20 protein-coding genes are annotated in these 22,332 nt (G+C 56.8%); 11 read left to right on the top strand and 9 right to left on the bottom strand.

The genetic code is table 11. The features are described 5' to 3' along the window. Nucleotides 1-9: 9 nt before the first annotated feature. The 5 genes from ACRZ96_RS15370 to ACRZ96_RS15350 all read left to right on the top strand — a co-directional run bounded on the left by ACRZ96_RS15370 (nucleotide 10) and on the right by ACRZ96_RS15350 (nucleotide 5,663). The gene (locus ACRZ96_RS15370) at nucleotides 10-978 is read left to right on the top strand and encodes a Hint domain-containing protein (RefSeq protein WP_480791476.1); all 969 of its coding nucleotides are present in this window, start codon (nucleotides 10-12) and stop codon (nucleotides 976-978) included. A gap of 38 nt (nucleotides 979-1,016) precedes the next feature. Then, nucleotides 1,017-1,757, top strand: a complete 741-nt coding sequence (gene mtgA / locus ACRZ96_RS15365) for a monofunctional biosynthetic peptidoglycan transglycosylase (RefSeq protein ID WP_170636748.1) — start codon at nucleotides 1,017-1,019, stop codon at nucleotides 1,755-1,757. A gap of 60 nt (nucleotides 1,758-1,817) precedes the next feature. Next, the gene (gene fzlA, locus ACRZ96_RS15360; RefSeq protein WP_170399162.1) at nucleotides 1,818-2,483 is read left to right on the top strand and encodes an FtsZ-binding protein FzlA; all 666 of its coding nucleotides are present in this window, start codon (nucleotides 1,818-1,820) and stop codon (nucleotides 2,481-2,483) included. 76 nt (nucleotides 2,484-2,559) lie between these two features. Further along, nucleotides 2,560-3,597: a tRNA epoxyqueuosine(34) reductase QueG gene (gene queG / locus ACRZ96_RS15355; RefSeq protein WP_170515246.1), complete on the top strand. Its 1,038-nt coding sequence runs from the start codon at nucleotides 2,560-2,562 to the stop codon at nucleotides 3,595-3,597. A 62-nt stretch (nucleotides 3,598-3,659) separates the two neighbouring features. Beyond that, nucleotides 3,660-5,663 carry a hydantoinase/oxoprolinase family protein gene (locus tag ACRZ96_RS15350; protein ID WP_480814799.1) on the top strand — a complete coding sequence of 668 codons (2,004 nt, stop codon included), beginning with the start codon at nucleotides 3,660-3,662 and terminating at the stop codon, nucleotides 5,661-5,663. Between the two features lie 26 nt (nucleotides 5,664-5,689). On the opposite strand, the gene msrA is transcribed toward ACRZ96_RS15350, so the two are convergent. Together msrA and msrB are read right to left on the bottom strand one after the other, a co-directional pair. Continuing rightward, complete coding sequence (msrA, locus tag ACRZ96_RS15345) at nucleotides 5,690-6,202, bottom strand: peptide-methionine (S)-S-oxide reductase MsrA (RefSeq protein WP_480616042.1); 513 nt, start codon at nucleotides 6,200-6,202, stop codon at nucleotides 5,690-5,692. Beyond that, nucleotides 6,202-6,648 (bottom strand): peptide-methionine (R)-S-oxide reductase MsrB, encoded by a 447-nt coding sequence (msrB, locus tag ACRZ96_RS15340; protein WP_170399151.1) that lies wholly within the window; start codon nucleotides 6,646-6,648, stop codon nucleotides 6,202-6,204. Before msrB ends, msrA begins: the two co-directional genes overlap by 1 nt. Before the next feature lie 143 nt (nucleotides 6,649-6,791). Between msrB and ACRZ96_RS15335 the strand changes: the two genes are divergently transcribed. After that, on the top strand, nucleotides 6,792-7,313 hold the full coding sequence (locus ACRZ96_RS15335; protein ID WP_170613470.1) for a glutathione peroxidase: 522 nt from the start codon (nucleotides 6,792-6,794) through the stop codon (nucleotides 7,311-7,313). Here ACRZ96_RS15335 and ACRZ96_RS15330 read toward each other — a convergent pair. The 6 genes from ACRZ96_RS15330 to ACRZ96_RS15305 all read right to left on the bottom strand — a co-directional run bounded on the left by ACRZ96_RS15330 (nucleotide 7,289) and on the right by ACRZ96_RS15305 (nucleotide 14,793). Next, on the bottom strand, nucleotides 7,289-8,176 hold the full coding sequence (locus ACRZ96_RS15330) for a DMT family transporter (protein ID WP_480707533.1): 888 nt from the start codon (nucleotides 8,174-8,176) through the stop codon (nucleotides 7,289-7,291). The genes ACRZ96_RS15335 and ACRZ96_RS15330 overlap by 25 nt on opposite strands. 181 nt (nucleotides 8,177-8,357) lie before the next feature. Continuing rightward, nucleotides 8,358-9,905: a hypothetical protein gene (locus ACRZ96_RS15325; protein ID WP_480814798.1), complete on the bottom strand. Its 1,548-nt coding sequence runs from the start codon at nucleotides 9,903-9,905 to the stop codon at nucleotides 8,358-8,360. 174 nt (nucleotides 9,906-10,079) lie between these two features. Further along, a complete protein-coding gene (locus ACRZ96_RS15320; protein WP_010442901.1) occupies nucleotides 10,080-10,367 on the bottom strand; it encodes an HU family DNA-binding protein in 288 nt (95 codons plus the stop codon). A gap of 130 nt (nucleotides 10,368-10,497) precedes the next feature. After that, the gene (locus ACRZ96_RS15315; protein ID WP_480707535.1) at nucleotides 10,498-11,961 is read right to left on the bottom strand and encodes an AMP nucleosidase; all 1,464 of its coding nucleotides are present in this window, start codon (nucleotides 11,959-11,961) and stop codon (nucleotides 10,498-10,500) included. Beyond that, nucleotides 11,958-13,760 (bottom strand): adenine deaminase, encoded by a 1,803-nt coding sequence (gene ade, locus ACRZ96_RS15310; RefSeq protein ID WP_480772212.1) that lies wholly within the window; start codon nucleotides 13,758-13,760, stop codon nucleotides 11,958-11,960. Before ade ends, ACRZ96_RS15315 begins: the two co-directional genes overlap by 4 nt. Before the next feature lie 157 nt (nucleotides 13,761-13,917). Beyond that, nucleotides 13,918-14,793, bottom strand: coding sequence for a LysR family transcriptional regulator (locus ACRZ96_RS15305; RefSeq protein WP_170399135.1), 876 nt, complete (start codon nucleotides 14,791-14,793; stop codon nucleotides 13,918-13,920). A gap of 117 nt (nucleotides 14,794-14,910) precedes the next feature. On the opposite strand from ACRZ96_RS15305, the gene ACRZ96_RS15300 reads away from it, so the two are divergent. Both ACRZ96_RS15300 and ACRZ96_RS15295 read left to right on the top strand, forming a co-directional pair. Continuing rightward, on the top strand, nucleotides 14,911-15,666 hold the full coding sequence (locus ACRZ96_RS15300; RefSeq protein ID WP_170515321.1) for a class II aldolase and adducin N-terminal domain-containing protein: 756 nt from the start codon (nucleotides 14,911-14,913) through the stop codon (nucleotides 15,664-15,666). A gap of 24 nt (nucleotides 15,667-15,690) precedes the next feature. Next, complete coding sequence (locus tag ACRZ96_RS15295; RefSeq protein ID WP_170613458.1) at nucleotides 15,691-16,677, top strand: sterol desaturase family protein; 987 nt, start codon at nucleotides 15,691-15,693, stop codon at nucleotides 16,675-16,677. 65 nt (nucleotides 16,678-16,742) lie between these two features. Here ACRZ96_RS15295 and ACRZ96_RS15290 read toward each other — a convergent pair whose 3' ends face one another. Continuing rightward, complete coding sequence (locus ACRZ96_RS15290; protein WP_170408735.1) at nucleotides 16,743-17,375, bottom strand: class I SAM-dependent DNA methyltransferase; 633 nt, start codon at nucleotides 17,373-17,375, stop codon at nucleotides 16,743-16,745. 88 nt (nucleotides 17,376-17,463) lie between these two features. On the opposite strand from ACRZ96_RS15290, the gene ACRZ96_RS15285 reads away from it, so the two are divergent. From ACRZ96_RS15285 to katG, 3 genes are all read left to right on the top strand, one after another. Continuing rightward, nucleotides 17,464-18,321 carry an SDR family oxidoreductase gene (locus ACRZ96_RS15285; RefSeq protein WP_170515316.1) on the top strand — a complete coding sequence of 286 codons (858 nt, stop codon included), beginning with the start codon at nucleotides 17,464-17,466 and terminating at the stop codon, nucleotides 18,319-18,321. 46 nt (nucleotides 18,322-18,367) lie between these two features. Then, nucleotides 18,368-19,351, top strand: coding sequence for a glycosyltransferase (locus ACRZ96_RS15280; RefSeq protein ID WP_170567193.1), 984 nt, complete (start codon nucleotides 18,368-18,370; stop codon nucleotides 19,349-19,351). 423 nt (nucleotides 19,352-19,774) lie between these two features. Next, a complete protein-coding gene (gene katG, locus ACRZ96_RS15275) occupies nucleotides 19,775-21,976 on the top strand; it encodes a catalase/peroxidase HPI (RefSeq protein WP_480707537.1) in 2,202 nt (733 codons plus the stop codon). Nucleotides 21,977-22,332: the final 356 nt, after the last annotated feature.

Raw genomic sequence — 22,332 nt, 5'->3', positions numbered from 1 at the left:
ATGATGTGAGTGAAGTGGAATATCGGTGTGCCCACGACGTATACAGACCAGTTTTTTGTGCTCGACCCGGCCAATCCGGGTGCGAACGGAACCGTTGTTGGATCCACGCTGAACGTCGAGTTCTTTGATATCATCGATCAGAATGACGATGATCTGGTCAACCGGCTGAATGGAGACTCGGTTGATGGATCTGATATCACTGCGTCTTACTTCGATGATATGGTGACGATCGAGTTGCCGGGTGGTGCGCAGGTTACATATACCGGCGTTACCTTCTACCTTGCTGACGGGCGCGAGGTTTTTACCCCAACAGACGGATCGGTTCTGCAGCAAGGCACGTTTGTTTCTTCTTCAGTCACCGATTTTAGCGATGATGGGGCTTCGTTTGGTTCGATCGATATCGCCAACGGTGATCTCGGTCCGCCCTGCTTTACGCCCGGCACATTGATTAATACCCCCGATGGGCCCCGACCGGTCGAGGACCTGAAACTTGGAGATCTGGTTACGACCGCGGATAGCGGCGCCAAACCTGTGCTCTGGATTGGTCGGACCAAGGTAGCAGCCGAGGGTAAACTGGCCCCAATTCGGTTCGAGACAGGGATGTTCGGGCTCACGCGCCCTCTGCTTGTTTCGCCGCAGCACAGGATGCTGATCGATGATTGGCGTGCACCCTACCTGTTTGGCCATGAAGAAGTTCTGATCGCTGCCCATTGTCTTGTGAACGGAACAACAGTCACGCGTGTCGAAGGGGGCGAGGTGGATTATATCCACATTCTGTTCCGGCGACATGAGATCGTGTTCGCCAATGGCGCCAAAAGTGAAAGCTACTACCCGGGACATGCACTGACCCAGGCCGAGCGTCGGACGCAAGCAGAAGTATTGGCCTTGTTCCCGGAGTTGGCGGCGCGCGGAGCAGCCTCAGTCAGAACTGCACGCCCGGTTGTGCGACCGCGCGACGGACAGATGTTGTCGAAATAATCCGTTTCAAATACGCCCTTCGCGGCGTATAGCAAGGCATGGCAAAAAAAGCAGTCCGCAAACCGCGCGGTAAGAAAAAGAAGGCGTCCAGATCAAACAAAACAACAGGCCTCATCGCTCGGATACGGCGCTGGACCCTTCGTGTTGTTCTGGCGATGGTCGTGGCTTTTGTGTCTTTGGTTCTGATCTATTCAGTCGTGAACCCGCCGGTCACGCATACGATCTGGTCCGAGTGGCGGCGGCTTGGGAAGGTTGATCGCGAGTGGGTGCCGATCGAAGAGATTGCCCCGATCATGGCGCGGTCGGTCGTAGCAGCCGAGGATGCCAACTTCTGCCTGCATTGGGGCTTTGATGTCGAAGCGATCCGCGATGCGCTGGAAGATGGCGGCAGCCGGGGTGCATCGACCATCACGCAGCAGGTGGTCAAGAATGTATTTCTCTGGCAGGGGCGCAGCTGGGTCCGCAAGGCACTTGAAACCTCGATGACTCCGATTGTTGAAATCGTCTGGAGCAAGCAGCGCATTCTCGAAGTGTATCTGAACGTCGCGGAAACCGGACAAGGGATCTTTGGCGTCGAGGCCGCGGCGCAGAAGTATTATGGCGTGAGTGCGGCAAAAATGTCTCCGACACAAGCGGCGCGTGTGGCGGCGATTCTGCCATCCCCGCGCAACCGGTCGGTTACGGATCCATCGGTGCGGACCCGCAGGCGTGCCGCGTCAATTCTGGATGGAGCGGCCACCATCCGCGCAGATGGACGCGCCGCGTGTTTCGAGGATTGAAACCCAGACCCCTCAGCGGCTAAAGCTTGAAGGGTACTCTACTGGTTCGAATGGAAGTTCATGGCGCGTCTGTTTCACGTTCCCCTCTCGCCCTATTGCCGCAAGGTTCGCCTGTCTCTGGCCGAAAAGAAGATCGAGGTTGAGCTGGTCGAAGAACGATACTGGGAACAGGACCCGGATTTTTTGCGCCGCAACCCGGCGGGTAAGGTTCCTGTGCTGCGACTGGATGGTCAGATCATGGCCGAGAGCGCCGCGATCTGCGAATATATCGAAGAGACCCGACCCGAGCCACCCTTGATGCCTAAAAAAGCCGAAGCACGTTATGAGGTGCGGCGTTTGGTAGGCTGGTTTGATGACAAGTTTCACCACGAGGTGACCTCAAAGCTACTGTATGAGCGGGTGAACAAGAAAGTAACGGGGCAAGGCTATCCGGACAGCAAGAACGTCAAGGAGGGCGCGCGCGCGATCAAGTATCATCTGGATTATATGGCCTGGTTGCTGGATCACCGTCGCTGGCTGGCCGGAGATCAGATGACATTGGCCGATTTCGCCGCGGCGGCGCATCTGTCGGCGCTGGATTACATTTCGGACGTAGATTGGAACCGAAGCTCTGCGGTGAAGGACTGGTACGCCAAGATCAAATCCCGCCCGGCGTTCCGCTCGATTCTGGCGGATCAGGTTCCGGGATTCCGGCCACCGCCACATTACGCGGATCTGGATTTCTGATAGATTGAGGGGTAGGGGGCTGTCCGCCCCCTCTTGGCCATTGGGCCAATTCACCCCCGAAGGTATTTTTGGCCAGATGAAGAGCGGATCGGAGTTGAAACAGCGGTTGGTGGAGCAAGCCTTGTCTGAGGGGTTTGTCGCCTGTCGGGTTTGTCGTCCTTGGGATGTGCCCCTTGTTCCCGAACGGTTGGATGCCTTTCTACAAGCCGGATATCATGGCCAGATGGGCTGGATGGCTGAGCGGGCTCATTGGCGCGGTGATCCGTCTGTGCTGTGGCCTGACGCGCGGTCGGTGATCATGCTTGCGGAGAGCTATACGCCCGAGCATGACCCGACTGCGGTGCTGGCGCATTCCAACTTGGGCGCCATTTCGGTTTATGCGCAGAACAAGGATTATCACGATCTGGTTAAGAAGCGCCTCAAACGATTGGCGCGCTGGCTGATTGCCGAGGGTGGGGGTGAAGTGAAGGTGTTTGTCGATACTGCTCCGGTGCCAGAGAAGGCGCTGGGGCAGGCCGCTGGGCTGGGGTGGCAGGGCAAGCATACCAATCTTGTCAGTCAGGATTGGGGAAATTGGGCCTTTTTAGGGTCTGTTTTCACAACTTTGGATTTGCCTGTGGATGGCGCTGAGGTCGACCATTGTGGCTCATGCCGCGCGTGTTTGACGGCCTGTCCGACCGACGCGTTTCCGGCACCGTATCAGTTGGATGCGCGGCGCTGTATTTCGTATCTGACCATCGAGCATAAGGGGCCGGTGGAGGAAGAGTTGCGCGCGCTGTTGGGCAACCGAATCTATGGCTGCGATGATTGTCTCGCGGCCTGCCCGTGGAACAAGTTTGCGGTCGCGGCCAGTGACCTTCGCTATGCGGCGCGGGAGGAGCTAAAGGCGCCTCCGTTGGCGGAACTGGCGCAGCTGGATGATACAGCATTCCGCGCGATGTTCTCGGGCTCGCCGATAAAGCGGATCGGCCGGAATCGGTTCGTGCGGAACGTGCTTTATGCGATTGGGAACTCAGCGGTGCCGGCGTTACTGCCGGTTGCACAGGCGCTGACCGATGATCCGGATCCGACCGTGGCTGATGCAGCGCGCTGGGCGGCATCCCGGTTGTCGTAAACAGGCTGGACGCGCCGCAGGAAAACGCTACACCCGGTTCTGGCGAACAGATGGAGGACCCGATGGCGTTGGCTTTGGGGGTGGATACGGGCGGAACCTATACGGATGCGGTGCTGATCCGGGATGAGCGCGAGGTGATCGCGTCGGCCAAATCGCTGACCACACGAGCGGATCTGGCGATTGGTGTGGGCCGCGCGGTTTCTGCCGTGCTGGAGACGGCTGATGTGTCTCCGGATCAGATTGGGATGGCATCGTTGTCGACAACGCTGGCCACCAATGCGTTGGTCGAAGGCCAGGGCGGGCGCGTGGCGTTGATCTATGTCGGGTTTCGGGAAAGCGACCTTGAGAAACACGGTCTAAGAGAGGCATTGAAGGGCGATCCGGCTTTGGTTCTGGCCGGGGGGCACAACCATGCCGGGGGTCAGGTCGCCGAATTGGATGTTGCAGGGCTTGAGGCCTTTTTAGACTCACATTCAGGCATTTCCGGCTATGCGGTTGCAGCACAGTTCGCGACCAGAAATCCGGCACATGAACTGGAAGTGGCGCGCGTGATTTCCGAGCGTACGGGAGTGCCGGTCACGTGCTCTCATCATCTGTCGGCCAAGCTGAATGGGCCAAAGCGTGCAGTGACCGCCGTGCTGAATGCACGATTGATCGGGATGATCGACCGCTTGATCGGGCGCGCGCAGGATCAGTTGCGCGCGCAGGGCATCACCGCCCCAATGATGGTTGTGCGCGGGGATGGCGCTTTGATGAGCGCCGAGCAGGCGCGGGAGCGTCCGATTGAAACGATCCTAAGTGGCCCTGCGGCCTCTATCGTTGGCGCGCGCTGGCTGACCGATGTTGAGAACGCGCTGGTGTCCGATATCGGCGGGACTACGACCGACGTCGCGCTGATCAGAGATGGCAAACCTGCCATCGACCCCGCAGGCGCGCAGGTTGGGGGGTTCCGGACCATGGTGGAAGCGGTTGCGATGCGGACTCATGGTTTGGGCGGTGACAGTCAGGTGCATGTGGTGACCGAAGGCCTAGGCGGTGGTGTCTTCCTTGGGCCGCGTCGGGTGCTGCCGGTGTCGCTGATCGCAGCTGAGGCCCCGGATGTGGTACATGCGGCATTGGATGAGCAATTGCGGGCGACGACCGTAGGTGAACGTGACACGAGGTTTGCCCGTCGTGTGTCGGGTATCCCCGCCGATGGGGTCGGGCCGCGTGAAACAGTATTACTGGACCGGTTGGAGGATCGTGTTGTGCCGCTCAGCAGTCTGTTGCAAACCCGGATGGAGCATGGGGCACTGGGCCGTTTGGTGGATCGCGGGATCGTACAGGTCTCGGGTGTCACCCCTTCGGATGCCAGCCATGCTCTGGGGCGGCTTGCGGATTGGGACTGCTCGGCAGCGCTTAAGGCGCTGGAACTGATGGCGCGTAAGCGGGTTGGATCAGGGGACAGGCTGGCAGCATCGCCTGAAGCGCTGGCTCAGCTCATTGTCGATCAGTTGACGGAACAAACCTCATTGACCTTATTAGAGACTGCTTTTGCCGAGGAAAGCCATGGGTTTGACCAGCCTGCAAGAGATCTGGCCCGGCATGTTCTGACGCAGCGCGGGCTGGCGAAACACCGTGGGTTGTTGGCATTGGATGCCGCGCTGAATGTGGATGTCGTGGGCCTTGGGGCTTCGGCCCCCAGCTATTACCCGGCAGTCGGAGAGCGGTTGCATTGCAAGATGGTCCTGCCAGAGCATGCCGGTGTTGCAAATGCCATCGGTGCGGTTGTCGGGCGGCTGACCCTTCGGCGGGCCGGTTCAGTTACGTCCCCGGCCGAAGGCCGCTATCGGGTACATCTGGAAGAGGGGCCGCAGGATTTCTCGGACTCGAATTCCGCTCTACAGTTGCTTGAAGATGTGCTGCGCAACGAGGCTGAGGGCGCGGTGCGCCAAGCAGGTGCCGAGGATATACGCGTGACAGTCGACCGCGATATCCGCACCGCCAAGATTGAAGCGCAAGAGGTATTCGTCGAAGCGTTGATCACGGTCGAGGCCAGTGGACGACCTCGTGTGGCGGTCGGATAGCCCCGCAAGGGGCTATACCGCGCAAGTCATTCTGCCGCACTGGAGCGTTTTGGCAGCACCCAGTCCGGGCGCGGGAAATGGCAGGTGTATCCGTTGGGGATGCGCTCTAGGTAATCTTGATGCTCGGGCTCGGCTTCCCAGAAATCGCCGACGGGTTCGACTTCGGTCACCACATTGCCGGGCCAAATGCCGCTGGTGTTGACATCGGCAATTGTATCTTCGGCCACCTGTTTCTGGGCATCGTCCACATAGTAGATCGCCGAGCGATAACTCATTCCGCGGTCATTGCCCTGACGATTCAGGGTGGTCGGGTCGTGGATCTGGAAAAAGAACTCTAGCAGATCGCGATAGGTGATCTGGGTCGGGTCGAACCAGATTTCGATCCCTTCAGCATGGGTGCCGTGGTTGCGATAAGTTGCGTTTGGCACATCGCCACCGGTGTACCCGACGCGGGTGCGCGAGACGCCGGGCAATTTGCGGATCAGGTCCTGCATGCCCCAAAAGCAGCCTCCGGCCAGAACGGCGCGTTCATCGGTCATCAGATATCCTCCACATGGATCAGAAATTCGCCATACCCTTCGGCCTCCATCTCGTCGCGATGAATGAACCGCAGCGAGGCGGAATTGATGCAATAGCGTAGCCCGCCATGTTCGCGGGGGCCATCGGGAAACACATGGCCCAGGTGGCTGTCGCCGTGTTTCGAGCGGACCTCGGTCCGGATCATGCCATGAGTGGTGTCGCGAAACTCTTCGACATGTTCATGTATGATTGGCTTGGTGAAACTGGGCCAGCCGCAGCCGGATTCGTATTTGTGGGTCGAGGCGAACAACGGCTCGCCCGAGACGATATCCACGTAGATGCCCGGTTCCTTGTTGTTCAACAGCTTGCCAGTGCCCGGGCGTTCGGTGCCGCTGCGCTGGGTGACGTGAAATTCTTCAGGTGAGAGGGCCGCAATGACCTCGGGGTCTTTGGTATAACGGGACATGGATCCTCCGGTGTTTGAATGATGATGTCCTATTTGGGCATAGATGCGCAGGAATCAAAACCATATTACAGCGCGCTCGCGGGTCTGTGCAGTTGATCCAAACGAATGCACGGCGCGTATGATTTATAACAGGAGGTGAAGTGATGTTCCGTATGGCTCTGTTGACTGCTCTGATCTTGTTGGGCAAAGCCCTTCAGGCGGCACCACTGACGGGCGAATTTTCATCAATCGATGGTGGGACAATATCACTGGAAGACTGGCGCGGACAGCCCGTGCTTGTGGTCAACACGGCGTCGCTTTGCGGCTTTACCGGACAATACGCAGCGTTGCAGGAGCTGCACGAAACATATGAAGAACGCGGGCTGGTAGTACTGGCGGTCCCGTCGAATTCGTTCAAACAAGAGCTGGCGTCGTCGAAAGAGGTCAAGAATTTTTGCGAACTAAATTATGACCTTACGCTTCCGATGACGGATATCACTCCAGTGAAAGGTTCGGATGCCCATCCGTTTTACCAAGCTGTTGCTGCGCAGACTGGCTTTGTCCCGAAATGGAACTTTAACAAAGTGCTTATTGGCCCCGAGGGTGAGGTCGTTGCCACCTATGGGTCAAGCACCAAGCCAAATGCGCCTAAGTTGATAGATCAGGTCGAGGCGTTGCTGCGCTGACCGGGTTCGCGCGACAGCTGTACGGCAAGAATTCCCAGCGTTGTGATCAGAACCCCCACCGCATCCAATGGGCCAAGCTTCTCACCCAGTAAAATGGCTGCGATGGTCACGCCGAATACCGGGTTGAGGAAATGGAATGTTGCCGCACGGATCGGGCCGATGCGATCCAGTAGCAGGAACCAGATGAAAGTTGCCAGAAGGCCCGGGAATAGCGTGGTGTAGGTAAAAGCCAGCATAAAAGGCAGTGTGGCGTGGATATGAATAGACTCGAACACCGGGGCGGCGAGAAACAGCACCGCCGATCCGATAAGCATCTGCAGCCCAACCACCATCATGAAGTTACCGCCCGAAGTCGCCCCCCGAACAGCCAAGGTGGCAAAGGTCAGCGCCAGCGCCCCGATTCCGCAGAGCAGAACCCCGAACAGATCGACACCAGCGTTAATCCGGCTACCCATGATCAGCGCGACACCGACAAAACCTGCCAGCAAGCCGACGATGCCCAGCGGGCGTATCCGCTCACCCAATAGCAGCCAGCCGGCTAGGGCTACCAGCAGGGGCATAGTCGAGGCGATGATCGCCGCGACCGAAGCCTCGACTGTCTGCATCGCATAGAAGTTTAGACCCAAATAAAGGGCATTTTGGCAGATTCCGAACAGAATAGTGGCGCGCCATTGGTTGCGAGTCAGGCGCCAGCTTTGCCCCATGGCGCGTGCGATCGCCACGCCCAGTAGTCCCGAAATCAGAAATCGCAGCGCCAACGAGAACAGAGGCGAGGCATCGGCAACGATGATCCGCGCCGAGCTGAAGGCCGAAGACCAGATGAGGGCGAAAACAAGCCCCATGGCGATGGCGCGCAGGTCCATTACGGCCTCCTGATGAAATTCGGGCGACTGTTCCTGATTTTAACATGAGCTGCAAGGACCCATTGCGTCGAATAGCGGGGTCGCCCGATAGTTGGCATCAATGAGCTTGCGCGCAATGAGAATGAGCAGAGCTTTTGTAGAAAAGCACTGCTCATCATTATGATTCAGCTTGTCGCTTGATTCAGGCGAAAAAGCTAAGATCGTCCATCGAGAACCAACCCGCGTTCTCAACGTGCTCGTTGATGATTTCACCTCCCGATGCGACGAACTCGACGTGATCAATATCGCGCCAGTCAAACTCGTGTGTGACGTGATCGAATGTCAGATCGACCTCTGCGGAGTGCACCAGCTCATCGCCATTATAGGCATTGATAGTGACTTGGTTTGCCCAGTTCGATTCAGGAATATACGTGGTGTCCGATCTGGAAGCATTGGCCAAGGAAACGCTGTTGAAGTTGAATTCTTCGCCATCGCTTTTCGAGAAGCCGACAGTTGCCCCCCAGGAATTGAACGCCTCCAGGTCGGGGTCGGGGTTTGAGCCACCGTATTCGTATGGGGTTAGAATACCATCAGTGTTGCTCTGCCCTTTGCTAACACTTGCAATAAATGCACCATTCAGCACCTGATCACTGTCATTGATGCGGGTTCCGTCATTGAAATCCAGCACGAACTCTTCAAGCGGGTCAGGCGCGGTCAGTTCCGGGAAGTATTGGAACAAGGATTCAGGGATGTCCTCGACCTTTTCATACAAAGAAATCTCTTTCCCGCCTGCGTCTGGATAGCTGGTGACCTTCAATGCCCAAGAAGCACTGTCGTCCCCGTCCAGTTGCAGCACGTCAGAACGGTTTCCATCCGCATAAAGTGTAACGGTTACGTCCCCGTTATCTTTCTCCAGCCGACGTTCTGAGATTTGTCCGTCCTGATAGGTGGTCGTGATCGAATCCCAGGATTTCGCATCCAGCTCATCAGTCTGGCTGATGCTGACGCGCTGGCTATCTGACCAGACCTCGTGCTTCACGACGCCGTTGTCATATGTCTTTGTCTTTTCAGATTTCTTTCCACTGCCATCAAATGAGGTGCTGATGGTTTCCCACGACTTTATGTCGCTTCCGTCTGTCTGCGTTACGTTGCTACGCTGTCCGTCTGTCCACGTTTCCTGTTTGACAATTCCATTGTCATAGGTGGTCGTCCGTCCGGTTGTTTCTCCGTTGACATCGAAGAACGTGTCGATCCGATCCCAGGATTTGGTTTGTAGAAAGTCCTGAACAGTACTGAAATGACCGGGCGCGAAGGCTTCAACCGTCCGGGCACCATTATCGTTTGTTATCGTGCGGCCTATGATATTGCCCGACGCATCATAGCGTAGAACGATCTGGTCCCAGGGTTTTGCACCGTCTCCGAAAAACCCATCTTGGATGAGAATCTCATTCGGAACTCCATTTTGAAAGGTCTCGGTCACGCGGATACTGTCTGGATAAACCGTTCCGCGTTCGGTCATTATGCCATTGGCGTCATAGTCAATGAACCGATTATCAAAGCCCAATGCCTCTTCTGTTTCGACATAAAATTCCTGACGCAAAACGCCGTCTTCGTAAGTCCCGAAGACCTCGTATCCGGCATCAAAAGTCGTCCGCGTTGCAACGACAGCATCGTCTTCAATCGTGTATTGGATGCTTGCCCAGTCGAATTGATTTTCTGTATCGAATTCAGTGGTTTGATATCGTGCCAAAAATCGAGATTCCTCAATAATACTTCCCATTAAGCGAGTGGATGAGGAATATGACACAACTATGGCGATAGTTGCAAAAACTCGATATTAATCAGATGTTTACATAGCTTATTCAGGCAAAAAAAGGGCCGCCCGGTGGCGACCCCTTCGATCTTGCTATCTGTCTTCGGCGAATTAGCCGTTGACGCTGTCTTTCAGAGCTTTCGCGATGGTCATTTTGACCACTTTGTCGGCTTCTTTCTTGAACTGCTCGCCGGTGGCGGGGTTGCGCACCATGCGCTCGGGGCGCTCGCGGCAGTAGATTTTGCCAACGCCGGGCAGGGTGACGGCACCACCGGCCGAAACTTCGCGGGTGATCAGGCCTGTCATGGCCTCCAGCGCAGCGTTTGCGGATTTCTTGTCAGTTCCCATTTCCTCAGCGAGAGCAGCCACCAGCTGAGTCTTTGTCATAGGCTTTGCCATTTCTTGGTCTCCTTAACGTGCCCGATCTATAGGGCCTCACCGCGTAACTGTAACGGGATATTGTGGCTGAACACAACGAATAGTAGCACTAAAAACCCCAAAAATAGGGGAAATTCGTTGCTTTTTTGCTTCAGAGAAAGGCCGTTTCGTCGAACGAACGCAATTTCCGGCTGTGTAATCGTTCCAGCGGCATGCAGCGCAAGTGTTCCATCGCCCGGATTCCGATCGCCAAATGACGACTGACCTGAGTGGTATAGAACGCCGAAGCCATGCCGGGAAGTTTTAATTCACCATGCAAGGGCTTATCCGAGACGCACAGCAACGTGCCATAAGGAACCCGAAACCGATAACCGTTGGCTGCGATTGTTGCACTTTCCATATCCAGCGCAATCGCACGGGACTGGCTGAGCCGTTGCACCGGGCCGGACTGATCGCGAAGCTCCCAATTGCGGTTATCGACCGAGGCGACAGTACCTGTTCGCATGATACGTTTCAGCTCGTAGCCTTCCAACTCGGTTACCTCGGCCACAGCCTGTTCCAGCGCGACCTGAACCTCGGCCAGCGGTGGGATCGGCACCCAGACGGGCAGGTCGTCGTCCAGCACTTTGTCCTCGCGCAGGTAGGCATGTGCCAGTACGAAATCCCCAAGCGCCTGCGTGTTGCGCAGACCGGCGCAGTGGCCGACCATCAACCAGGCGTGCGGGCGCAGAACCGCAATGTGGTCGGTGGCCGTTTTGGCATTCGATGGCCCGACGCCGATATTGACCAGCGTGATCCCAGACCCATCCGCGCGTTTCAGGTGGTAGGTTGGCATTTGCGGCAGTTTAAGGGGCTGTTCCAGTACGGCTTCGGCGTCCGTGATCTCAACATTCCCGGTCGAGACAAAGCTGGTATAGCCGCTGTCGGGATCGGCCAGTTGAGCCCGTGCGTAGCTCTCAAATTCCGAGACATAGAACTGATAGTTGGTGAACAGCACATGGTTTTGGAAATGGCCGGGGTCAGTCGCCGTATAATGCGACAGTCGTGCAAGCGAATAGTCCACCCGCTGGGCTGTGAAGAGCGCAAGGGGTTCCGCTTCGTTTTCCAGCTCGTGCACGCCATTCACGATATCGTCGTTTGTTGTATTCAGGTCCGGTACATCGAACGCATCGCGCAGAGTGAACCCAGCTGCACCCTGATGCGGGACAACCAGATCCGGGTTATTGGCGACAGCGAAATGGACCGGGATCGGCGTTTCCGAAGCTCCGATTGTGACCGGCTGATCGTGGTTCTTGATCAATAGCGCGATTTGCTGGGTAAGGTAGGACCGGAACAGATCGGGGCGCGTCACTGTCGTGGCGTGCGTGCCCGGCTCGGACACGTGACCGAAGCTCAGCCGGCTGTCGACCTGCGCGTAAGACGAGGTCCTGATCCGGATTTCGGGGTAGAACGCCCGAAACCTCTCGGTAGGAGCGCCGTTCTTAAGTGCATTTGCAAACCTATCGCACAGGAATTTTGTCGCCTGTTCATAGAGCTCTTCTAAACGTGCGACAGCTGCAAGCGGATCGCTAAATTTCTCGGGGTTGGGAACGTCAGGTGTTCGGATAGTAGTCATGCAAGGGGTTCCAGAAGGTCGATCTTTTCGAATGTACGTACGTCCACCAGCCCAAGGTCCGAGATCCGCAGTTCTGGGATCACAACCAGGGCCAGCAGAGAATGCTGCATATATGCGTTGTTAAGCTGACAGCCGCAGGTCTTCATCGCCTCGACCATTTGTTCTGCTTTGGCGGCAACCTCAGTCGCTGGGTTGTCGGACATCAGGCCTGCGATCGGCAGTTCCACCAAGGCCAGTTCCTCGCCATCGCGAAAGATTGTGATGCCTCCGCCCACTTCGGCCAGCCTGTTCGCGGCCAGCGCCATCTGTTCACGGTCGGTACCGACAACAATCATATGGTGGCTGTCATGCGCAACGGTCGAGGCCATGGCCATTTTGCCTTGATACCCAAAGCCCGAGACAAAGGCGTTAGTCACACCCCCCGTGGCGCGATGCCGCTCGACCAATGCGATCTGGCACACGTCGCCTTCGCCTTCAACAAGCCCTTCGATAATCGGCAGCTCGGATTTCAACGCTTGCGTTGGGGCCTGATTTTCAACCACCCCGATCACGTTGGCCGTGACACGGTTCGCTCCGGCAGGGGCTGCGATTTCAAAGTCTGTCGAGGTCAACGCATGCCCTAGGTGTACGGTATTTCGCGCCTTAGCGGGCCAGTTCAGATGCGGGCATTCGACCGTTACCGTCCCGTTTTCAGCCACAATCTGACCGCGCGCAACCACGGTTTCGATCGGAAGCTCTACCAGATCAGAACTCACGATAATGTCAGCGCGCCGCCCGGGTGTGATCGAGCCGATCTCGCGTTCCAACCCAAAATGGGTCGCCGTGTTGATCGTCGCCATTTGCAGCGCAACCAGAGGATCGCAACCACAGGCAATCGCATGTCGCACTACGCGGTTCATGTGTCCGTCATTTACCAGCGTTCCCGAATGGCAGTCGTCGGTGCACAAGATGAAGTTGCGCGGGTCCAGCCCTTTTTCAGTCACCGCAGTAATCTGGCTTTCGACATCATACCAAGCCGACCCCAACCGCATCATTGACCGCATTCCCTGACGGACACGTGCGATGGCGTCTGCCTCGCAGGTGCCCTCATGGTCATCAGCAGGGCCGCCGGCGACATATGCCGCGAAATCAAACCCTAAATCAGGCGAAGCATAGTGCCCGCCAACAATTTTCCCGGCGCGCTGTGTGGCTGCGATCTCTGCCAACATTTTCGGATCGCCATGAATGACACCGGGAAAGTTCATCATCTCGCCCAGTCCGATGATACCGGGCCACGACATCGCCTCGGCCACATCCTCAGCAGTGATTTCGTACCCGGTCGTCTCCAACCCGGGAGCTGATGGCGCGCAAGACGGCATCTGGGTGAAGATGTTCACCGGCTGCATCAGCGCTTCGTCATGCATCAGACGCACGCCTTCCAACCCCATCACGTTTGCGATCTCATGCGGGTCGGTGAACATCGAAGTTGTGCCATGCGGAATGACTGCGCGGGCAAATTCTGCCGGGGTCAACATGCCCGATTCGATATGCATATGCGCATCGCATAACCCCGGCACCAAATAGCGACCGTGCGCCTCGATGATCTGAGTCTCAGGACCGATACAATGCGCGGCGTCCGGCCCCACAAAAGCGACGCGCCCCGCAGCGATCGCCACGTCATGGTCAGGCAGGGTTTCGCGGCTATGCACATTGATCCAGACGCCGCCACGGATCACCAAATCGGCAGCCTCGCGGCCAGCAGCAACAGCGATGAGACGAGGGGCGGTATCGGGCCAACTTGGGAAGGGAGTGTATTCCATGGCCCAACTTTCCCGAATGCGGCGCAAGGTGCAACCCCCACTATTAAGGTATCATGGAATCATCACAAAACCTGCCATCCGCAGCGCGCCAGCGCTGCCACGCCCAACCAGAGGAGAGGCCCGAAGGGCATTGACGATGGGTGGGAGCGACCCGCGATTAGTTGTGGCGATCGGCTTCAATCTCCGCGCGCAGCCAGTCGACAAACGCCAACGCGCCCGGCGTTTCCTCGGCTTGGGGCGATAGCAATAGATAATAGGCCTCGGGCATAGCAGCGCGATGGTTGAACGGCGCGATCAGGCGGCCTTCTTCAATCAACCGTTTTGCGATCATGTCGTGGGCTAAACACAAGCCTCCTCCGGCCATCGCAACCGACAGGCTGACCAGATAGGTCGTCGAATAGGTTACCTTGGGTTTTTGCCAAGTTAGACTCTGATCTGTGATCCAACTCTCCCAATTCGACAACAAATTTGAACAGTCGAATAGGGGCTGTTCCTGCAGAGTTTCCAGCGTCACCGGGAAGTCGGGGGCACAGACAGGATAGTAGTGATCTGTTCGCAGCAATTCCGTTCGCACCGTATCGGCTGGGCGCAGCGAATAGCGGATTTCCACCGCCGCGCCTTCGGCCATTTCACGCGGCTCCCAGAGCTCAGTGAAGATATTCAGATGTACATCCGGATGCAGTTCCCGAAACCGGGGTAGGCGCGGAGCCAGCCAGTTGACGGCAAATGTGATGTTGCTCTGGACCTGAACCGCGTTTTGTTGTGCGCCCGTGACGGCTTGTGTCCCCCTTACCAGAGTTCGAAAGGCTTCACGCACGACCGGCAGATAGGTGATACCAGCTTCGGTCAGCTCCAATGCACGCGGACGACGAAGGAATAAGGGCTGACCCAAATAGCCCTCTAGTGATTTGATTTGCTGGCTGACTGCGCTTTGCGTCATGTTCAAATCCCGCGCCGCCCCCGTGAATGACAAATGACGGGCCGCCGCTTCAAATGTGCGTAGCCAGCCGAGCGGTGGAAGTGATTTCTGCATGCTCATAACTCTGCCAGTAGTTTTACTAATGAACTAGGCATGTTTTTTTCGTTGGTCAAACGTTTGCGGTGAAGGCACGATTTCCCAGAAGTCAATTGACCAGCGAAGGAGCCCGGCATGAGCGTTACAAACCTGCGTCCCAACATCGATCATTGGTCCGAACGCGTGGACATGGCCGCCGCATTCCGCTGGACCGAACGGTTGAACATGCATGAAGGGGTGGCGAACCATTTCAGCCTTGCGGTGAACGAAGACGGCACGCAGTTCCTGATGAATGCCAATCAGATGCATTTCGCGCGTATCAAGGCGTCAAATCTGCTGCTGCTTGATGCCAATGACAAAGATGTCATGGACCAGCCCGGCGCACCGGATCCGACGGCTTGGGGGCTCCACGGATCGATCCACCGCCATTGCCCGCATGCGCGCTGCGTGATGCACGTGCATTCGATTTTTGCGACGGTTCTTGCCTCGCTGGCAGACAGCAGCTTGCCGCCGATCGATCAGAACACCGCAACTTTCTTCAATCGCTACGTAATCGATGAAGAATTCGGAGGTCTGGCTTTTGAAAACGAAGGTGAGCGCTGTGCCGCGATGCTGTCGGACCCGAAAAAGAAAGTCATGATCATGGGCAACCACGGGGTTTTGGTGATCGGCGACAGTCCGGCAGATGCCTTTAACAGACTCTATTATTTTGAACGCGCCGCGGAAACGTACATTCGTGCTCTTCAAACCAGGCAACCTTTGCGCGTTCTGTCCGATGAGATTGCTGAGAAAACCGCGCAAGAGCTTGATGAATATCCCGGTCAGGCCGAAGCACATCTACGCGAAATCAAATCTGTTCTGGATGCCGAAGGCTCGGATTACGCAACCTGAAGCGCACTGTTAGGAGTTTCAGCCATGACCGATATGCATGATGCAGAAGCCGCCCGATGGAATTACCGCCCCGAAGGGCCCGTCGGTTTGAACCCTTTGTTCAACTGGCCGCCGCGTCCTGCGGCTATCCTGAACTGGTACAAAGGGGCTTGGCTTCCCCTTACGTCGCTGACGCTTTGCATGGTGATGGCTTTTGCCGCCTATTTCGTGTTTTTACCTCCATTAGAGACCATGCAGAGTTTCGCGCCCGGCTGGATGTTCCGTATCTGGCTGCTGAACATGGTGCCTCAGATCATGATAGCAGGAGGTCTGCATTGGTGGCTTTACATGCGCAAAGGGCAGGGCATGTACAAGAAATTCGACCGGCGTGATCTGACACGTGACAATGGGTCGTTTACCTTTCGAAATCAGGTTTTGGATAACATCTGGTGGACGCTGGGAAGTGCGATGACTGTGGCGACGGTCTATCAGTGGCTGATCTACTGGGCGATGGCGAATGGCTATGCGCCAGTGATAACCTGGGCCACGGCCCCCGTTTGGTTCGTGATCTGGATGCTTTTCATCCCGATGTGGTCAGGGCTTCATTTCTACTGGGTGCACCGATTGGAACATCACCCGAAACTCTACAAGCACGTTCATGCTGTGCACCATCGCAACGTCAATATCGGACCATGGTCAGGAATATCGAACCATTGGTATGAAAACCTTCTCTATTTCACCACCTACTTCATCCATCTGATTGTACCATCGCATCCGCTGCATCTGCTGTTTCACGCCTACTTCCAGCAGATCAGCCCTGTACTGTCTCACTCGGGTTTCGAAAAGCTGAAGGCTGGTGAAACGGATGCCGCGCGGGCAGGGGACTTCTTCCACCAGCTTCATCACCGGTATTTCGAGTGTAACTACGGCACATCCGAGATTCCGTTCGACAAGTGGTTCGGCACTTATCACGATGGTTCAGCCGAGGCGACAACGCGGACACGGGCTTTCAAGAAGCAGATGTATACTTAAACACGAAGGCGTTCTGCCCCGCCGAGTTCTGCATAGGTCCGTATATGACCTACGCAGAGCTTTGGTCAGGTTTTCTCAAACAATGCGATCAAAGCGACGTCATCTTTGTTGGGGCCGGCAGCAAGATCGCCATAAATCCGGACCTGCGTTAAAGATAAGTCTCTGATCTGATCCGCCTCGAGGCGGCGGAAGGTATCGGCGAACCCGAGCGCCTCAAAGTGTTTTGCGTTGATCGACAGGGCGAACTGCGCACCGTGGCGTGCGACACGCAAGAGCGCTGGCAAAACTTCTGGCCCAAGATGGCCATGGGTGAACGTTCCGGACGAGACGACACCGGCATAGCTGCCGCGCGGAACCGGCAGGCCCTGATTGAGATCGGCTTCGATCGCGTCGCGATAGATATCCTTGCGCATCGCCTCGTCCAGCATTTCGGCGCTGATATCGGTGGCGTCGATCGGACCCACGCCTAACCCGGCCAGAATAGCTCCGCATAACCCAGTGCCTGCGCCTACATCCAATACCGGGCCTTGTCCGCCTGCACCCACAAAAGCGCGCGCCGTGTGGATGTGGAGTTGATAATCCTCAAGCGCTGCGAAACTGTCGTCATATTCCCCTGCCCATTCCGCATAAAGGCGCTTGTTCTCCTCGGGCGATTTCAGGGAGTAGGCTGCGTGCAAGTCAGGTGTCTTTTTGGTCATTTCTCAATGAATGCGCATCAGAGGATTCGAATCAAGTGCGTCCATCCGGCGCTTGCATCCACGTGCCGGGCAGATCATCAAAGGGACCATGACACAGACACTATTCTCCTTCGGCCACGGCTATTCTGCCCGAGCGATATCGAGGCAACTGGATCCAACCACATGGCGGGTCATCGGAACCACGCGTGATTCCCAACAACTTGAGACAATTCGCGATTCGGGTGCCGAGCCTCGTGTCTGGCCAGGGGATCGGCCTGATCTGGACGGGGTGACGCATCTGCTTGTCTCTACAGCACCCACAGCCGATGGTGATCCGGTGCTGGCGGAATTGAAGGATGAGATCGCCGCGCGGATCGGACAGTTCAAATGGGTCGGCTACCTGTCGACCACAGCCGTTTACGGGGATCACCAGGGAGGCTGGGTGGATGAGACGACGCCCGCCACACCGACGGCTGAACGTGGCCGTTGGCGCGTGCGTGCCGAGGAGCAATGGGGCGGCATTCCGGGCCTGCCCTTGCATATCTTCCGACTGGCAGGGATTTACGGGCCGGGTCGCGGGCCGTTTTCAAAGCTGAAACGCGGAGGTTTGCGGCGGATCATCAAGCCGGGCCAGGTGTTTTCGCGCATTCATGTTGACGACATCGCACAGGTTTTGATCGCGTCGATGGCCAAACCCAATCCGGGTGCGATCTACAATGTCTGTGATGATGAACCGGTGCCACCGCAGGATGTGATCGGTTATGCCGCCGAGTTGCAAGGTCTGCCGATGCCACCTGCTGTTCCGTTTGATGAGGCTGATCTGACTCCGATGGCGCGCAGTTTCTATAATGAGAACAAGCGCGTTCGGAATGATCGGATCAAGGATGAACTGGGCGTCTCATTGCTCTATCCGAACTACCGTGTAGGGTTGGAAGCACTGATGCAGCATCAGAAGGATGCCACTTGATCACCGCGCCTTGCCAAGAAACCGGCACGGATTGTATGGGATTTCGATGAAAGACCGCTCTGTCCCGCTGAACATTACCGTTTCGACCCTGACCCGGCAGCGGCCCGAGATGCTGGCCGCTTTGATTCGAAGCTGGGGAGAGATGAAGCTGCCGCCCGACTGCTCGGTGCGATGTTTGGTGGTGGAAAACGACAGCGCAGCGCTCAGCGAAGGTACCGTGCAGGCAGTAGGGGAGAAGCTGCCTAATGGAGCAAGTCTGAACTATGTCCTTGAGACCGAACTCGGCATCCCGTTCGGACGCAACCGAGCCGCACGCGAAGCGTTGGAGAATGGCTCGGATCTGCTCTGTTTTGTCGATGATGACGAAGTGGTGGCGGTCGATTGGCTTGAACGGTTGGTCGCCGGATATCGCAACAGCTCTGCCGTGCTAATGGGCGCTCCGCTTCGTGCGGCGGGGCCATCGGGGCAGGAGACCGCGATTCAGCGGCTGATGTTGCGCAATATCAGCAATCGTTACCTCGACAAGGAAAACGCGGCTGCAAAGAAAGCCACGTTGAACGGTACCGGTGGCGTGACCATCGTGACAAATAACTGGCTGGGCGAGACACGTCTGTTCAGCGAAACCGGCCTTTGGTTCGATGAAACCATGCGGATGACCGGCGGGACGGATGCAAAGTTTTATGCCGAGACCGTTGCTGCAGGCTTACCGGTCGGCTGGGTGCCCGACGCTTTTGTGTACGAGACCATTCCTCCCGAAAGGTTGTCATTCTGGTATCAGACCGCCCGGGGAAGGGACCAGTCCAACACCCATATGCGCCGTAAGCTTGATCAGAAGCCAACAAAGGCGATCTTGGGGTTTTTGAGCACCCCCTTTCGCTTGTTGGCGCTGTTAGGGGCAATCCTTCTGTTTCCGTTCCAACCAGATCGGCGATTGATCCAGATCGCCCGAACGGTTGGGTGGCTTGTCGGGGTATTGGGAATTCCCTTCGGCTATAAATCGGCCCTTTATAAGAAGGTCAGTGGCCACTGAATCTGGGCCGGTCAATCCGTTTTGCGCTAACTCAGTTCAGTCGTTTCATGCGCGGCCATCATCGTAAGCTTATTTGCGTCCACTCTCTCTCGTGCCCGACTTGCGAGGCACGGTGAAGCTTGGTGGTGCAATCGCAATCACGCGCTTCAGGGCCAGGCTGCGCGCAGATGTTCAAGTGATAGCTCTGGATTATCAATATCATCAAAAAACAAAACTTATATGAATGACTTGGATTTGCTAAATCTACACCCAAACAGAAAGAACGAGTCGTTAATGCTATTTCCTACAATGAAGGCAGGGCCGATCTGCGCGATCCCGCGTAACGCCCTTGCCAAGGACGAGCGCAAAAACACTCAAGACCCCTGTTTCTCGTTTCAAAGTTAACCGCGCGACGCACACATCTAGCCAGGACTGGAGATCGATATGGACGGAAGTGATACCCCCAACATGGGCAAATGCCCGGTAATGCATGGCGCCGAGGCCCGGTCCAACCGGGATTGGTGGCCGAACCAACTGAACCTGTCGATTCTGCATCAGCATAGCCCTGCATCGAACCCGATGGGCGAGACATTCGACTATGCCGAAGAGTTCAAGAAGCTCGACCTGAAGGCACTGAAGGAAGACCTCTATGCGCTGATGACGGATTCGCAAGATTGGTGGCCCGCAGATTATGGGCACTATGGCGGTTTGTTCATTCGTATGGCCTGGCACGCAGCGGGCACCTACCGCACGGCAGATGGCCGCGGTGGCGCATCGACCGGCAATCAGCGGTTCGCTCCGCTGAACAGCTGGCCGGACAATGGCAACCTGGACAAGGCGCGCCGTCTGCTTTGGCCGATCAAGCAGAAGTACGGCAACCAGATCTCGTGGGCTGACCTTTACATATTGGCGGGCAACTGCGCGATCGAATCCATGGGCGGTACAACATTTGGATTCTCCGGTGGTCGTGAAGACATCTGGGCACCCGAAGAAGACATTTATTGGGGTGCCGAGACCGAGTGGCTGGCCCCAACCGAGAACCCGCACAGCCGCTATTCGGGCGAACGTGATCTGGAAAACCCGTTGGCCGCTGTGCAAATGGGTCTGATCTATGTGAATCCCGAAGGTCCAGATGGTCAGCCAGATGCCTTGGCTTCAGGTCGCGATATTCGCGACACCTTTGGCCGAATGGCGATGAATGACGAAGAAACCGTTGCTTTGGTTGCGGGTGGTCACACCTTTGGTAAGGCCCACGGCGCCGGTGATCCCGGTCTTGTCGGTCCCGAACCCGAGGCCGCCCCGATGGAGGCGATGGGCTTTGGCTGGATCAACGACTTTGGCAGCGGCAAGGGTGATGATACCACCACCAGCGGCATCGAGGGTGCCTGGACCGCAAACCCGACCAAGTGGGACAACGGTTACTTCGACCTGCTGTTTGGCTACGACTGGAACCTGACCAAGAGCCCAGCGGGCGCATGGATCTGGGAACCTGTTGGGGTCAAGGAAGAGGACATGGCCCCGGCAGCGGGTGATCCATCGAAAAAGGTCAAGACTATGATGACCACCGCCGACATGGCGATGCGCATGGACCCGATCTATGGCCCGATCTCGAAGCGCTTCCACGAAAACCCGGACGAATTTGCCGATGCCTTTGCCCGCGCGTGGTTCAAACTGACCCACCGCGACATGGGTCCGCGTGCGCGTTATCTGGGAGCCGAGGCACCCAGCGAAGAGCTTATTTGGCAAGACAACGTCCCGGCCGTCGATCACGCGCTTATTGACGACGCTGATGTAGCCGATCTGAAAGCCAAGATACTCGCGACGGGATTGTCTGTCTCAGATCTGGTGTCGACCGCTTGGGCTTCGGCCTCGACCTTCAGGGGATCGGATATGCGTGGCGGTGCCAACGGTGCGCGCGTTCGTCTGGCCCCGCAGAAGGATTGGGAGGTCAACGAACCGTTGAAACTGTCCAAGGCGCTGGATGCGCTGGAAGGCGTTCAGAAAGCGTTCAATGACGCACAGTCTGGTGGCAAGAAGGTCTCATTGGCCGATCTCATTGTCTTGGGTGGTGGTGCTGCCATCGAAAAGGCAGCCAAGGCCGCAGGTCATGACGTTGATGTTCCCTTTAGCCCCGGCCGCACCGATGCTTCGCAAGAGCAGACGGATGTCGAGTCTTTCGCGGTGATGGAGCCGATGGCGGACGGTTTCCGCAACTACCTGCACAAGGAATACTCGGTTCCGGCCGAGGCCCTGCTGGTGGACAAAGCGCAACTGCTGACGCTGTCGGCACCGGAGATGACTGCGCTTGTAGGTGGGATGCGTGTGCTGGGCACAAACTTTGACGGAACTTCTCATGGTGTGCTGACCGAACGGGTCGGCACGCTCAGCACCGATTTCTTCGTGAACCTGCTGGATATGGGCACCGAATGGAAACCATCCGGTGACGGCGTCTATGAAGGCCGCGACCGCGCTAGTGGTGACGTGAAGTGGACAGGTACCCGCGTGGATTTGATCTTTGGGTCGAACTCGCAGCTGCGGGCACTGGCCGAGGTCTATGGTCAGGACGACGCAGGCGGCAAATTTGTCTGCGATTTCGTCTCGGCCTGGAACAAGTTGATGAACGCGGATCGTTTTGATCTGAAGTAACCCTATAACCATCGCAGTAAATTGCGCCGCCCGAGGAGAGTCGGGCGGCGTTTTCATGCGCCTGACTCAGGGCGCGTACCAAGCATTGGGTACGATTCCGCCGAGAGACTGTTCTTTCTCTTTCTATAAACCTCTTTTTTGTGAGTTTTCGGGAGGATTTGTTAAGCTAACCTGTTGTTTTTATTAAGGTGAAGAGGAAGGTGGTCGGAAATGTGAAGTTTTTTCAAATTGGGGGTTGCAGGTCCCAGACCTAATCCGTAAATACCCCTTCACCGGCGCTGCTGAGGTGCTGGGACGCGGTGGAAGCTGCGGAGACGCTCGGGAGAGACTGGGGGCATCTGAGGTTTTTGATTGGG

The sequence above is a fragment of the Ruegeria sp. CF1 genome, from assembly GCF_056537445.1.
This window is presented reverse-complemented; position numbering and strand designations above follow the sequence as displayed.